This is a genomic window from Polynucleobacter sp. AP-Kaivos-20-H2, from assembly GCF_018882215.1.
In the GTDB taxonomy this organism is placed as follows: domain Bacteria; phylum Pseudomonadota; class Gammaproteobacteria; order Burkholderiales; family Burkholderiaceae; genus Polynucleobacter.
The window spans coordinates 108,629-121,346 of sequence record NZ_JACVOX010000002.1; the positions used below are offsets into that span (position 1 = coordinate 108,629).

The following is a 12,718-nucleotide window of genomic DNA, read 5'->3' on the forward strand; positions in this document are numbered from 1 at the left end:
TATTAGATATAAGTGTTTATACCCATCAATTGACCAAGATCAAGAAATGACTTCTTTACAAATCCAATGAAAAAAACCCCAAATACTGGAGAATTTGGGGTTTTTACTAGCTAAGAGTAGAGCCTTATCTTTGTGACTTTAGCAATGCCTTGAATGTCAGAATACTCAGAGCAATTCCAATGCCTAGGGAAACTAAAAACATGGCAAATTTAGATTGGGTCTGCCCGGCGGGGAAGATCAGATAAAAGGCAACGGTAATGCTAATCACCATGCCGCAAAAGCCGGCTATCTTGGAAATACGATCTCTCATATCGTGAAATTTAAACATGCTCTTCATCCTTTCAAGTTTTGCCAATTCATGAAAACTTTAAACTGCGTTACCAATCGAGTCAATATGACTAAGGGAATACCCTTTATCCATTGGCAGATTTCTCTATCTCAAGCATGCCGTCATCTATGGTGTAAGTCGGCTCATAAGCCAATTGATCCCTCGCCTTTTGAATAGAAACAGAAAAAGGGTGGGCCATTAAATGAACCATTTCTCTAATTAAGGGAGGCTCGCCAGGCAGGGGTAAGTATTTCCAGCCATTTTCTGTAAAACGCGCCAAGGGTCTGGCAAGGGGCCGAGGTATAGATAGAGTCGGCACTTTATATTGACCCGCCTTCAACCTTCTAGTCATCCATTGCCTAAATTGCGTTGGCGGCCCATCGCTAATAAAGAAACTTTCTTGATTTGAATTCGACAACAGCGCTTTTTTAACCGCTTCACAAAGATTTTGAATATAGCAAGTTGAAAATGGGTAATCACCCTGATCGAACCAGCCAAATTTATTGAGATCTGCAGCTCTGCCTATAGTCCGATCAACGACATCGCCTTTGCCCCAAATGGATGCCGGCCTCAGACTGATAGTGTGGAGTATTTCATTTCCAGCATGAAGGACTAACTGTTCTGCTTGAGACTTGCTATGAGTGTATGCAAAGCTTTGTAATGGGGGTAAAGGTAGAGATTCTGAAACATTGAGATTTGGTAGCAATGGATTTTTAGCAATCGAGGCATCACTCATATAAATGAACTGCTTAATTCCAGCTTGACTTGCTGACTCTAGGATGCTTTTCGTCATGAAAACATTAGTCTCTAGCAACGCTTTATCTGAATTCCATAGCTTCATCTCTGCAGCACAGTGAATCACGACATCTAAACCCTGAAGTCTCTTTGATAAATCCTCCACATCATTCAGACTTCCCAACCAAATTTCAAAATTACAATGAGATTCAGCTTCAATAGACAGCGGCTTACGAAAGTGGCATACAAGCTCATGACCTGCCGCAATCAAAGACTGGGCTAAGTGACTACCTACAAAACCGCTCGCCCCAGTTAAAAAGATCTTCATTTACTAAACAGCTGGCTAAGAAATAATGCAGAGCGGCCATAGTAATGGGCGCTTGCTAACAGTATCTTTGGGGAGAGCGCGATAATCGAAACAAGCAATAAAAGACAGAAGGACCAATGCCTAGTTGCTCCATAGGCACCCAATAAAATGAGCCCCAGAAAAATGAGCCTGCGCGCTTGGCCACGAGGTAACCAGGGACTTCTTTTATAGAGTGGTTCTTTATGAGTTACGGAGCTTTCGCCTGTCATCTTCCTGTGATCACCAAAAAACAAATTCAATCTAATCCAAGTGAATTATCATAGTTAATTATTAGGGATTATTCAATGACAAAGCAGAGCAACAACACAAATCCCCGAGGATTTCGCACCTTAGCAGCACTACTCCCTTTTTTAAAGCCATATAAAAAACAATTGGTATTGGCTACCTTTAGTCTAGTACTAGCTGCAAGCGCAACCTTAGCCGTCCCCTTCTCTTTTAGACAAATCATTGATTTGGGATTTAACGCCAATAGTGGCAACCAAATCAATACCACTTTTTTAACTCTGTTTATTGTTGCTGGCTTAGTGGCCTTAGGAACGTCTTTGCGTTTTTACATGGTGTCCTGGTTAGGCGAAAAAATCACGACTGATATTCGCTCAGCAGTCTATAGCCACGTCATCAAGCAGAGTCCAGAGTTCTTTGAGTCTACTCATAGCGGTGAAATACTCTCACGCCTGAATACGGATACGGTTCTAATCCAAACACTCATTGGAACCAGCGTCTCGATGGCCATCAGAAATCTTCTGTTGCTGGCTGGCGGCTTAGTAATGATGTTTATTACCAGCCCCAAATTATCGGTACTGATTTTCGCTACGCTATTACTCACGATCATTCCAACTGTCATCATGGGTAGACGAGTAAGAAAGCTTTCTCGTAATTCACAAGATAAGATTGCGAATGCCTCCGCCTTGGCAAGTGAAAAATTAAATGCGATACCAACCATTCAATCCTTCACCAATGAGAACATTGAAATTGGCCGTTTTAATCAATCCATTCATACCGCTCTTGATGCAGCCATCACTCGCACACGGGCAAGAGCCTTACTGACATTTGTAGCCATTTTATTTGGCTTTACCAGCATTATTTTGGTACTTTGGCTTGGTGCATATGCGGTCATGGACAATCAAATAACCGCCGGAGAATTGTCTCAATTTATTTTGTATGCCGTGATTGTTGCGGGAGCGATAGCAGGCATTTCTGAAGTGATCGGCGATACCCAAAGAGCCATTGGTGCAAGTGATCGTCTTCTAGAGCTCTTAAATGTGAAGTCCTCAGTCCAAGCTCTAGCTAATGTGAAATCAATCCCCCAAGTCAATGCAGCTGGTATTGAAGTGCAAATAGAGAATCTCAGCTTTCAATATCCATCGAATCCAAATAGTGTTTTAACTGATTTATCTCTAGAGATTAAACCCGGTCAAAGAATTGCTATTGTGGGACCTTCAGGCGCCGGGAAGACTACGCTCTTTCAACTACTGCAGCGCTTCTATGACCCCACTAGCGGAGAAATCCTGTTTAATGGCATCGATATTCGCAAGCTTGAACTCGAAGCACTGAGAAAATTAATTGGCGTTGTTCCCCAGGATATTGTGATTTTTTCAGATAACGCCATGGAGAATATTCGTTTTGGCAGGATGGATGCGACTGATGATGAAGTTCTAGCTGCAGCTCGCCTCGCCATAGCGGATGAATTTATCTCCAAACTGCCAGAGGGCTATCAAACGTTCTTAGGAGATCGAGGCATCCGCTTGTCTGGAGGACAAAAACAGCGCATTGCAATTGCACGGGTCTTGTTAAAGAATCCAGCCTTGTTGCTCTTGGATGAGGCCACCAGCGCCTTAGATGCCGAGTCGGAACTACTCGTACAGCGCGCCCTTGAGGCGGCGATGGATCATAGGACAACCATTGTGATTGCCCATAGACTGTCCACCGTAAAGCAAGCCGACAAAATAATCGTGCTGGAAAATGGGCGAATTATTGAAACCGGTACACATGCTGATTTAATTCAACGAAGCGGACTTTATGCTCGCTTAGCTAAACTTCAATTCACTGATCGATAACTCAGCGTCATCCCCTTGTAAGTTCAGGCGTCTTCGTGATTTATTCATTCACTAGGGTTTTTACCAATGATGATCAGAGTAAACCTTAGTTAACACAAAAAATATTGACAGTTAGGCTTATTGCTTTAAAAATCAAATAAATAGTAGCCAACTAGCAAAAGTTTATCTAATCAATGCTCTCATCAGACACTAATCAATCTGCACAAATTTTTTTAGCACAGCCTAGGGGTTTTTGCGCGGGCGTTGAAAGAGCGATCACGATTGTTGAAGAAGCTTTAAAAAAATATGGCAGCCCAATTTATGTCAGACATGAGATTATTCACAATGCTTACGTTGTAAAATATTTTGAAGCAAAAGGCGTTATTTTTGTCAATGACGTATCAGAAGTGCCCGAGGGATCTATTCTGATCTTTAGCGCTCATGGTGTAGCTAGAGCAGTTAAAAATGATGCTCAATTTCGCAAACTTACCGTTTTTGATGCAACCTGCCCATTAGTTTCAAAGGTGCATGCTGAGGTCATTCGCTTACATGCGAGTGACTACCAAATCATTATGATCGGCCATCTTGGGCATCCAGAAGTTGAGGGGACGATGGGCCAAATTGATGCCCCAGTTCACCTCATAGAAAAAGTAGCTGATGTAGATACCTTGAGATTTAAAGAGAATGATTTGCTCGCCTATGTCACCCAAACTACCCTGTCGGTAGACGAAACCTCGGAAATCACTGCTGCTCTATTAAAAAAATATCCCCACATCCATGCGCCTAAGAAACAAGATATTTGTTACGCCACTCAAAATCGACAAGATGCTGTTAAGGCAATGCTGCCTTTAGTAGAGATCGTGATCGTTGTTGGAAGCCCGAATAGCTCAAACTCCAAAAGGCTTCAGGAATTATCTTTAAAGATGCAGGTTCCTGCGTTCTTAGTAGATGATCCACTGCAGATAGAGTCAGAGTGGTTTTCCGGAGTTAAAAATATTGGCATTACTGCTGGTGCATCCGCTCCTGAAGAATTAACGGCGAAAGTTATCCAAGCCATTAAAACATTTTCAAAAGGTGTAGTGCTACCCATGAAAGGCATTGATGAAAACATCAACTTTTCTTTGCCTAAGGGTTTGATTTAGTCGCTTGATTTTCTATCTAAGTCGAGTCAGTAGCGAGCAAGAACTAGAAAATGATTAGGGCATCAGAACTGTGCCCAACAGAAAATTACTGACTCATTCTTTTGCAAAAAGAGCTGGAAATAGAAAGAATGAAATATAGCGCGAAACCAATAGCAAATATAAAATACTCGCCAGTGTTGAAAAAATAGAGCAAGCCCACAATAGTTATCCCAAGGGAGAGAACACTAAGTATTGTTTTAGCAAACATAATAATTCCTAAAAGTTATATTTTTAATATTCGACTATCTTAAGACAAAAAAGGGTTTCATGCACTCGTGCAAGAACCCCTACTCCCACTCGATTGTTGCGGGCGGTTTTCCACTGATGTCATATACAACTCGATTGATACCGCGCACTTCATTAATGATGCGGTTTGAAACTTTGCCTAACAACTCATGTGGCAAGTGGGCCCAATGCGCTGTCATAAAGTCTTGGGTTTGGACTGCTCTGAGGGCAACAACATATTCATAAGTTCTGCCATCGCCCATCACACCAACAGACTTCACCGGCAAGAAAACAGCAAACGCTTGACTCGTAAGATCATACCAAGATTTTTGACTTGCTTCATCAATCGTATTGCGCAACTCTTCAATGAAAATGGCGTCAGCACGTTGCAGTAAGCTCGCAAACTCTGCTTTGACCTCGCCCAAAATACGCACGCCAAGGCCTGGTCCTGGGAATGGATGGCGATAGACCATCTCACGTGGCAAACCTAATGCAACACCAAGCTCACGCACTTCATCTTTAAATAATTCACGCAATGGCTCAAGTAACTTGAGATGCATATCCTCAGGCAGACCACCAACATTGTGATGACTTTTAATCGTGTGCGCGCCCTTCTTACCTTTACCAGCAGACTCAATGACGTCTGGATAAATAGTTCCTTGCGCAAGCCACTTGGCATTTTCGATCTTGCCAGACTCGGCCTGGAAAATCTCTATGAATTCTTTACCGATGATTTTGCGTTTAGCTTCTGGATCAGCAACCCCAGCCAACTCACCCATGAATTTCTCTTTAGCGTCAACGCGGATCACTTTCACACCAAGATTGCGTGCAAACATCTCCATCACCATATCGCCTTCATTGAGACGAAGCAGGCCGTGATCCACAAATACGCAAGTCAATTGATCGCCAATCGCGCGATGAATTAAGGCTGCTGCAACACTGGAGTCGACGCCGCCAGACAAGCCTAGAATGACTTCTTCATCGCCGACTTGCTTGCGAATATTCTCAACTGCTTCTGCAATGTAGTCGCCCATTACCCAGTCAGGTTTGCATTGGCAAATCTCGTGTACAAAGCGCTCAATGATTGCAGTGCCTTGAATGGTATGTGTGACTTCTGGATGAAACTGAAATGCATAGAAGCGACGCTCTTCATCCGCCATGCCAGCAATTGGGCAAGACTCAGTAGAGGCCATCAACTTAAACGCAGGTGGCATTGAGGTGACTGAGTCACCATGACTCATCCACACCTTCAAAATCCCATGACCTTCACTGGTGGAGAAGTCCTGAATGCCTTTAAGCAAATTGGTGTGGCCATGCGCACGAACTTCTGAGTAACCAAACTCACGCGCTTTACCCAAAGACTCTGCGGAAGCAACTGCGCCACCTAATTGGGTGGCCATGGTTTGCATGCCGTAGCAAATCCCCAAAACAGGTACACCAAGCTCAAAAACAATTTGGGGTGCACGGGGACTGCCGTCTTCAGTTACCGAACTAGGGCCGCCGGAGAGAATGATGCCCTTACCGCCCTGCTCTTGAATGAATTTTCGAATGAATTCAGGGTCGTAATCGTAGGGATGGATCTCTGAATACACGCGTCCATCACGTACACGCCGAGCAATGAGTTGAGTTACTTGTGAACCAAAGTCGAGAATCAGTATTTTGTCGTGCACGAAAAGATCAGCCTTTATTTCAGCTTTTTTTGTTGTTAATCAATATGATAATTTGGCGCTTCTTTAGTGATCTTCACGTCATGAACGTGCGACTCTCGCACGCCAGCTGAAGTGATTTCTACAAAATTGGCTTTTTCATGGAGCTCATCAATCGTTTTGCAGCCGAGATAACCCATAGAAGATCGAATGCCGCCGGTCAGTTGATGCAAGATGGCCAGCACGCTACCTTTATATGGCACCTGACCTTCAATACCTTCTGGCACTAACTTTTCTGCATTCGCAACAATATCGCTCTGGAAGTAACGATCAGCAGAGCCATCCGCCATCGCGCCCAAAGAACCCATACCGCGATAGCTCTTGTAAGAACGTCCTTGGTATAAGAACACTTCGCCTGGAGCTTCTTCAGTGCCAGCGAACATGCCACCCATCATGACCGAACTAGCGCCAGCCGCTAATGCTTTTGCAACGTCACCCGAGTAACGTATGCCACCATCAGCAATTAATGGAATACCAGTGCCCTTAAGTGCAGTTGCCACATTCACAATCGCAGTAATTTGTGGAACGCCTACGCCAGCAACAATACGAGTTGTACAGATTGAACCAGGACCAATACCAACCTTGACACCATCAGCACCATGATCAGCCAATGCCTTAGCAGCATCACCAGTAGCAATATTGCCGCCAATCACTTGTACATGAGGGTAATTTTTCTTAACCCACTTCACGCGATCCAATACACCTTGGCTATGGCCGTGAGCTGTGTCAACTACGATCACATCAACACCAGCGCGTACCAATAACTCAATACGCTCATCGTTATCAGGGCCAACGCCTACTGCGGCACCAACGCGCAACTTACCTTCGCTGTCTTTACAAGCATTCGGGTGTTCAGTTGCCTTGAGAATGTCTTTAACGGTAATGAGGCCACGCAGTTCAAACTTGTCATTGACAACCAATACGCGCTCTAAACGATGATGACTCATTAAGCGTTTTGCTTCATCTAATGAGCAACCCTCTTTCACAGTAATCAATCGCTCACGTGGAGTCATCTTGGTTTTTACTGGAGCATCTAAGTCTTCTTCGAAACGCAAATCGCGATTCGTAATAATGCCAACAACCTCTTTACCAACAAGTACTGGGAATCCTGAGAAACCATGCTCACGAGAAAGTTGGATCACCTGACGAAGAGTGACATCCGGGCTAATCGTGATTGGATCACGCAGAACACCAGATTCATATCGCTTTACTTTAGCTACTTCACGCGCTTGCTCAGCGGGCTTTAAGTTTTTATGAACGATGCCGATGCCACCTTCACTAGCCATGGCGATTGCCAAACGACCTTCAGTGACGGTATCCATAGCTGCGGACACCAATGGTGTATTAAGTGAAATATCTCGAGTTAACTTACTTGCCAAGCTGGCATCTCGAGGGAGCACCGATGAATAAGCCGGTACGAGGAGCACATCGTCAAAAGTGAGTGCTTTTTGAATGAGTCGCATGCAAAACCCCTAGTCGCAAAAACAGATTATAGCCTCCTAGCCTTTCTTTTAGCTGCGGCAGCCTGGAATTTGGCATCCTGGTTCTGATTAGCCTTCTTACGCCGAACCGTCTTAGGGTCGATTAATAGCGGGGAATAGAGCTCTAGGCGATCTCCAGCATAAATGGGACTATCCCAGTCCTTGCGCTTACCAAAGACCCCAAAGCAGCCTTTTCTGGCTAAAACAGGGTCGTCTGGACCAACTGCAATTCCAGCTCTCATGAGGGCTAGACCAATCGTAGGCAACTCGTTGTCCGTCAGAAAGAGCTTGAACGCCTTAAGCTCTGGCTCACCCTGCCTGGCATCACAGAGAATGAGGTCAAGTGAGCGCTCAGCCATAGAGGTCCTCGGCACGCTTTACAAAGCAGTCAACAAAGGTGCCGGCTATATGACCAAATACTGGGCCAATAATCTTGTCCAAAATCACGCTCTTGAACTCCCAGTGCAGCTTGAACTCCACCTTACAAGCATCTTCCCGCAAGGGGATAAAGTTCCATTGCCCAGAAAAGTGCTTAAACGGGCCATCTACAAAGACCATGTCAATCGTTTCAGGGCGGTGATTCACATTCCGAGTATGAAAATACTGGGTAATGCCCTTGAAATGAATATTAATTTTGGCGTCGAGCACGGTCTCAGTCTGCTCAAAAATCTCTACACCGCCACACCAAGGCAAAAACTCAGGATAGCGGGCGACATCCGTCACCAAGCCATACATACGGTCGGCTGATTGGCCAATTAAAACGGTCTTGTAGACGTCTGCCATAATCGTTCTTGAGAGCTAAATAAATATGAGTATCGTCGATAACAAAAAAGCCTTCTTTGATTATTTTATCGAGGAGCGCTTTGAGGCAGGGCTTGTGCTAGAAGGCTGGGAAGTGAAAGCCATCCGCGCAGGTCGCGTGCACGTCAAAGAAGCGTATGTTGTGATTCGCAAGGCGGAGCTATTTTTGATCGGCTGCCATATCACCCCCCTGCTCTCAGCCTCCACCCATATCGTTCCAGACAGCACTCGTACTCGAAAACTCCTTCTGAATGCGATTGAAATTAAAAAACTCATCGGCAAAGTAGAGCAAAAGGGCTATACCCTGGTACCCCTAAACCTGCACTTCTCCAAAGGCAATGTGAAGTGTGAGATTGGTCTGGCTAGAGGTAAGAAGCAACATGACAAGCGTGCAGCCACTAAAGAACGTGAGTGGGAAGTCCAAAAAGGTCGTATCGCTAGAGGCGATCTAAACGCTTAATTTCTCGCTTAACCCCATAAAAACTGGGGTAGACTGCCCTTAGGGCGAATATTTGAGCATTTATGCACTTTTATAGTGCAATTCAGCACCAAGCCGCTTCAAATCATTCATTCCAGCTTTTATATAGGCATTAGTTTGGTAACTATGAAATTGCCTTTTGACGAAATGCTCGACGCCGCAGGCCAAGCGCGTCCCCACTACCAAATCTTTCACAATTGGCTTAAACAGCAAAGTGACACCCTCATGGGTCTCAAACGTGCTGAAGCAGACCTGATCTTTAGAAGAGTGGGCATTACCTTTGCCGTCTACGGAGATGATCTGGGGTCGGAAAGAACCATTCCTTTCGATCAAGTGCCACGCATCTTTACTGCCAAAGAATGGGAGCAACTTGAAGCGGGATTACGTCAACGAGTCAAAGCACTTAATCGCTTTATCTACGACGTGTATCACGATGAGGACATTATTAAGGCGGGCATTGTTCCAGCCGAACAGATTTATAACAATGCGCAATATCGCCCTGAGATGCGCAACGTCAACATACCACGCGACATCTACGCACAAATTGCTGGCATCGATATTGTTCGCGCCGGTGAGGGTGAGTTCTACGTTTTAGAAGATAACTTGCGAGTTCCTTCCGGCGTGTCTTACATGGTTGAAGACCGTAAGATGATGATGCGACTCTTTCCTGATCTCTTCCAAAAATATCGCATTGCTCCTGTAGAGCACTACCCTGATCTTTTATTGGAATGTCTCAAGTCAGTTAAACCAGATGACGTTAAAAAACCAAACGTCGTTGTGTTGACTCCAGGCATGTATAACTCTGCTTACTTTGAACACAGCTACCTCGCGCAGCAGATGGGTGTTGAGTTAGTAGAAGGTAAAGACTTATTTGTGAAAAATGAACAAGTCTTTATGCGGACCACTCAAGGACCTGAGCGCGTTGATGTCATCTATCGTCGTGTTGATGATGACTTTCTGGATCCATTGGCATTCCGCTCTGATTCCACTCTAGGCGTTGCGGGACTCTTATCAGCACACCGCGCTGGTAACGTGACACTGGCAAATGCGATTGGCACCGGTATTGCTGATGACAAATCCATCTATCCCTATGTACCCGAGATGATCGAGTTTTATCTTGGCGAGAAACCAATTCTTAATAACGTTCCTACTTTCCAGTGCCGCAAGGCAGATGACTTAGCTTATACCTTAGCCAATCTAGATAAGTTGGTAGTGAAATTGACTCATGGCGCCGGTGGATATGGCATGTTAGTTGGTCCGGCATCAACCAAAGCAGAGATTGAAGAATTTAGAACGCACCTTATTGCCAATCCAGACAAATATATTGCGCAACCTACCTTAGCGCTATCCACCTGCCCTACCTTTGTAGAGTCTGGTGTTGCACCAAGACATATCGACTTAAGGCCTTTTGTTCTCTCGGGCAAAACGATCAAGATGGTTCCTGGCGGATTGACTAGGGTCGCACTCAAAGAAGGTTCTTTAGTAGTGAACTCCTCCCAAGGTGGCGGAACTAAAGATACTTGGGTATTGGAAGAGTGAGAGATGAGTATGGGGAATAAGAAAATATGTTGAGTCGTACCGCTGATTGTCTTTATTGGATGGCCCGTTACACCGAGCGCGCAGAGAATACTGCCCGCATGCTCGATGTAAACCATCAAACCTCCCTACTGCCACAGCCTGCGGAGTTTTTAGAGCAGAGTTGGAAAAAACTACTCACAATTTCCAAGCTGGAAGAAGCCTTCCTCAGCAAATATGATGTGGTTAATCGTGAGAATGTTTTGGACTTCATGATTTATGAAACCAGCAATCCTTCGAGCATCGTTTCTTGCTTGTTTGCTGCGCGTGAGAATGCCCGCGTTATCCGCGGCAAGATTACTTCCGAAGTTTGGGAAACCCAAAACACCACTTGGCTTGAGCTACAGCGCATCCTAGAAGCAAGACATCAAGCCGATCCTAGTCGCCTTTTGGAGTGGGTGAAGCACCGTTGCCACCTCTTTAGGGGCGTCTTATACGGCACGATGCTGAAGAATGAGGCCTTTTACTTTATCAGCGTGGGAACCTTGCTAGAGCGCGCCGACAACACTGCACGTATTCTGGAAACTAAGTATGAGGACCCAGCAGCACTGCGGGTTCTTGGAGCTAAGAAATCCTCGGAAGATGGCACTGATGGTGAATTCTTTGACTTCTACCACTGGGCAGCTTTACTGCGCTCCGTTTCCGCATTTGAAATCTATCGTCAAATTTATTCTGATCAAGTCACACCAAAACAAGTCGCACAACTACTCATCTTCAACAAGCAGATGCCTCGCTCCTTGGTATCCTGCATCAATGAATTAATCCCCCTCATTTCTGAGGTCAAGAATCAGCAATCCAAAGAAATTGAACGCTTACTTGGAAAACTCAAGGCAAGCTTGGATTACTCTGATATTGATGAGGTATTTGAGCAAGGCCTGGAAGAATTTATTGAGGCTTTCTTAGAGCGCATTAACTACATAGCCGATGAGTTTAGCAATGCTTATCTCATTCCACTGGCTGTTGCCTAAGAAATCACAAAGACTATATGCATCTTAAAATTCGCCATCGCACAGAATATCGCTATGAAACACCCGTGCGTTATTCCATACAAGAGTTGCGCTTGACGCCTCCCGCTCTAGCTGGCCAACAAGTCGATAAATGGAGAATTAGTACGCCAATTAAAGCATCTAGCTCTATAGATACTTTTGGCAATCTTTGCAGTGTATTTGTACAGGAAACCCCTTACACCTCAATGATGATTGAGGCTGAAGGTGAAGTGCATACACAAGATGCATTTGAATTTGTTGATGATGCTAAAGCAGTTTCGCCCTACTATCTTTTGCAGCAAACGAATCTCACTGAATCTACAGATGAAATGTTGGAATATTTCTCCTACGGCATTCCAAAGAAAAATTCAGTTGATCAAGTGCTTAAGCTCGCTGAGGCAGTTCAAGGATTGATTGTGTACTCTCCTGGCCAAACGAACTTTGCTACGACTGCAGCTCAATCCTTTGCCATGAAATCTGGTGTTTGCCAAGATCATGCGCACATTATGTTGAGTCTATGCCGCGCCTCTGGAATTCCAGCGCGATATGTCAGTGGTTATTTCTTTGCAGAAGAGTCTCCAAATCTTGCTAGCCATGCTTGGATCGACTTTTGTAGCGATATCGATAAAGGCATCTGGACCAGTGTAGATATCACCCATGCCTGCTTAGTTGACTCACGTCATATTCGCCTTGCCATTGGTAGAGATTATTATTCTGCTGCACCTGTTAAAGGGGTGCGCTCTGGCGGCGGAGGAGAAGAACTCAGCGCCAACATTTCGATTCAACAGTTGCCATAGCAACCCTCTGGGATATTTAAGA

Annotated in this window: 12 protein-coding genes; 6 read left to right on the forward strand and 6 right to left on the reverse strand. The window is 44.8% G+C overall.

Going from position 1 to position 12,718, the window contains the following annotated elements; all coding sequences use genetic code 11:
• Positions 1-124: 124 nt before the first annotated feature.
• Both ICE89_RS04980 and ICE89_RS04985 read right to left on the reverse strand, forming a co-directional pair.
• A complete protein-coding gene (locus ICE89_RS04980; protein WP_216265092.1) occupies positions 125-328 on the reverse strand; it encodes a hypothetical protein in 204 nt (67 codons plus the stop codon).
• 85 nt (positions 329-413) lie between these two features.
• On the reverse strand, positions 414-1,391 hold the full coding sequence (locus ICE89_RS04985) for an NAD(P)-dependent oxidoreductase (RefSeq protein WP_216265093.1): 978 nt from the start codon (positions 1,389-1,391) through the stop codon (positions 414-416).
• A 323-nt stretch (positions 1,392-1,714) separates the two neighbouring features.
• Here ICE89_RS04985 and ICE89_RS04990 point away from each other — a divergent pair, with 323 nt between their 5' ends.
• Both ICE89_RS04990 and ispH read left to right on the forward strand, forming a co-directional pair.
• Positions 1,715-3,487 (forward strand): ABC transporter transmembrane domain-containing protein, encoded by a 1,773-nt coding sequence (locus ICE89_RS04990; RefSeq protein ID WP_216263594.1) that lies wholly within the window; start codon positions 1,715-1,717, stop codon positions 3,485-3,487.
• Between the two features lie 173 nt (positions 3,488-3,660).
• Positions 3,661-4,608 (forward strand): 4-hydroxy-3-methylbut-2-enyl diphosphate reductase, encoded by a 948-nt coding sequence (gene ispH / locus ICE89_RS04995; RefSeq protein ID WP_216265094.1) that lies wholly within the window; start codon positions 3,661-3,663, stop codon positions 4,606-4,608.
• Between the two features lie 326 nt (positions 4,609-4,934).
• Here the strand turns inward: ispH and guaA are convergent, their stop codons facing one another.
• The 4 genes from guaA to ICE89_RS05015 are packed head-to-tail and all read right to left on the reverse strand — an operon-like array spanning position 4,935 to position 8,842.
• On the reverse strand, positions 4,935-6,542 hold the full coding sequence (gene guaA, locus ICE89_RS05000; protein ID WP_216265095.1) for a glutamine-hydrolyzing GMP synthase: 1,608 nt from the start codon (positions 6,540-6,542) through the stop codon (positions 4,935-4,937).
• Between the two features lie 35 nt (positions 6,543-6,577).
• The gene (gene guaB, locus ICE89_RS05005; RefSeq protein WP_215359572.1) at positions 6,578-8,041 is read right to left on the reverse strand and encodes an IMP dehydrogenase; all 1,464 of its coding nucleotides are present in this window, start codon (positions 8,039-8,041) and stop codon (positions 6,578-6,580) included.
• Between the two features lie 26 nt (positions 8,042-8,067).
• Complete coding sequence (locus tag ICE89_RS05010; RefSeq protein WP_216263590.1) at positions 8,068-8,418, reverse strand: RnfH family protein; 351 nt, start codon at positions 8,416-8,418, stop codon at positions 8,068-8,070.
• Positions 8,411-8,842, reverse strand: a complete 432-nt coding sequence (locus tag ICE89_RS05015) for a type II toxin-antitoxin system RatA family toxin (RefSeq protein ID WP_215359568.1) — start codon at positions 8,840-8,842, stop codon at positions 8,411-8,413. The genes ICE89_RS05010 and ICE89_RS05015 overlap by 8 nt, the downstream gene beginning before the upstream one ends.
• 25 nt (positions 8,843-8,867) lie before the next feature.
• On the opposite strand from ICE89_RS05015, the gene smpB reads away from it, so the two are divergent.
• From smpB to ICE89_RS05035, 4 genes are all read left to right on the forward strand, one after another.
• Complete coding sequence (smpB, locus tag ICE89_RS05020) at positions 8,868-9,320, forward strand: SsrA-binding protein SmpB (protein ID WP_072583017.1); 453 nt, start codon at positions 8,868-8,870, stop codon at positions 9,318-9,320.
• A gap of 144 nt (positions 9,321-9,464) precedes the next feature.
• Positions 9,465-10,877, forward strand: a complete 1,413-nt coding sequence (locus tag ICE89_RS05025; RefSeq protein ID WP_216263588.1) for a circularly permuted type 2 ATP-grasp protein — start codon at positions 9,465-9,467, stop codon at positions 10,875-10,877.
• A gap of 26 nt (positions 10,878-10,903) precedes the next feature.
• Positions 10,904-11,881 carry an alpha-E domain-containing protein gene (locus tag ICE89_RS05030; RefSeq protein ID WP_216265096.1) on the forward strand — a complete coding sequence of 326 codons (978 nt, stop codon included), beginning with the start codon at positions 10,904-10,906 and terminating at the stop codon, positions 11,879-11,881.
• Between the two features lie 17 nt (positions 11,882-11,898).
• Entirely contained in the window at positions 11,899-12,696 is a 798-nt protein-coding gene (locus ICE89_RS05035; protein WP_216265097.1) for a transglutaminase family protein, read from the forward strand.
• The last annotated feature ends 22 nt before the right edge of the window (positions 12,697-12,718 follow it).

Excerpts from the sequence above, each read along its gene's own strand:
- ICE89_RS04980 (WP_216265092.1), bottom strand. The coding sequence starts at position 328 with ATGTTTAAATTTCACGATATGAGAGATCGTATTTCCAAGATAGCCGGC.
- ICE89_RS04985 (WP_216265093.1), bottom strand. The coding sequence starts at position 1,391 with ATGAAGATCTTTTTAACTGGGGCGAGCGGTTTTGTAGGTAGTCACTTA.
- ICE89_RS04990 (WP_216263594.1), top strand. The coding sequence starts at position 1,715 with ATGACAAAGCAGAGCAACAACACAAATCCCCGAGGATTTCGCACCTTA.
- ispH (WP_216265094.1), top strand. The coding sequence starts at position 3,661 with ATGCTCTCATCAGACACTAATCAATCTGCACAAATTTTTTTAGCACAG.
- guaB (WP_215359572.1), bottom strand. The coding sequence starts at position 8,041 with ATGCGACTCATTCAAAAAGCACTCACTTTTGACGATGTGCTCCTCGTA.
- ICE89_RS05010 (WP_216263590.1), bottom strand. The coding sequence starts at position 8,418 with ATGGCTGAGCGCTCACTTGACCTCATTCTCTGTGATGCCAGGCAGGGT.
- ICE89_RS05015 (WP_215359568.1), bottom strand. The coding sequence starts at position 8,842 with ATGGCAGACGTCTACAAGACCGTTTTAATTGGCCAATCAGCCGACCGT.
- smpB (WP_072583017.1), top strand. The coding sequence starts at position 8,868 with ATGAGTATCGTCGATAACAAAAAAGCCTTCTTTGATTATTTTATCGAG.
- ICE89_RS05025 (WP_216263588.1), top strand. The coding sequence starts at position 9,465 with ATGAAATTGCCTTTTGACGAAATGCTCGACGCCGCAGGCCAAGCGCGT.
- ICE89_RS05030 (WP_216265096.1), top strand. The coding sequence starts at position 10,904 with ATGTTGAGTCGTACCGCTGATTGTCTTTATTGGATGGCCCGTTACACC.
- ICE89_RS05035 (WP_216265097.1), top strand. The coding sequence starts at position 11,899 with ATGCATCTTAAAATTCGCCATCGCACAGAATATCGCTATGAAACACCC.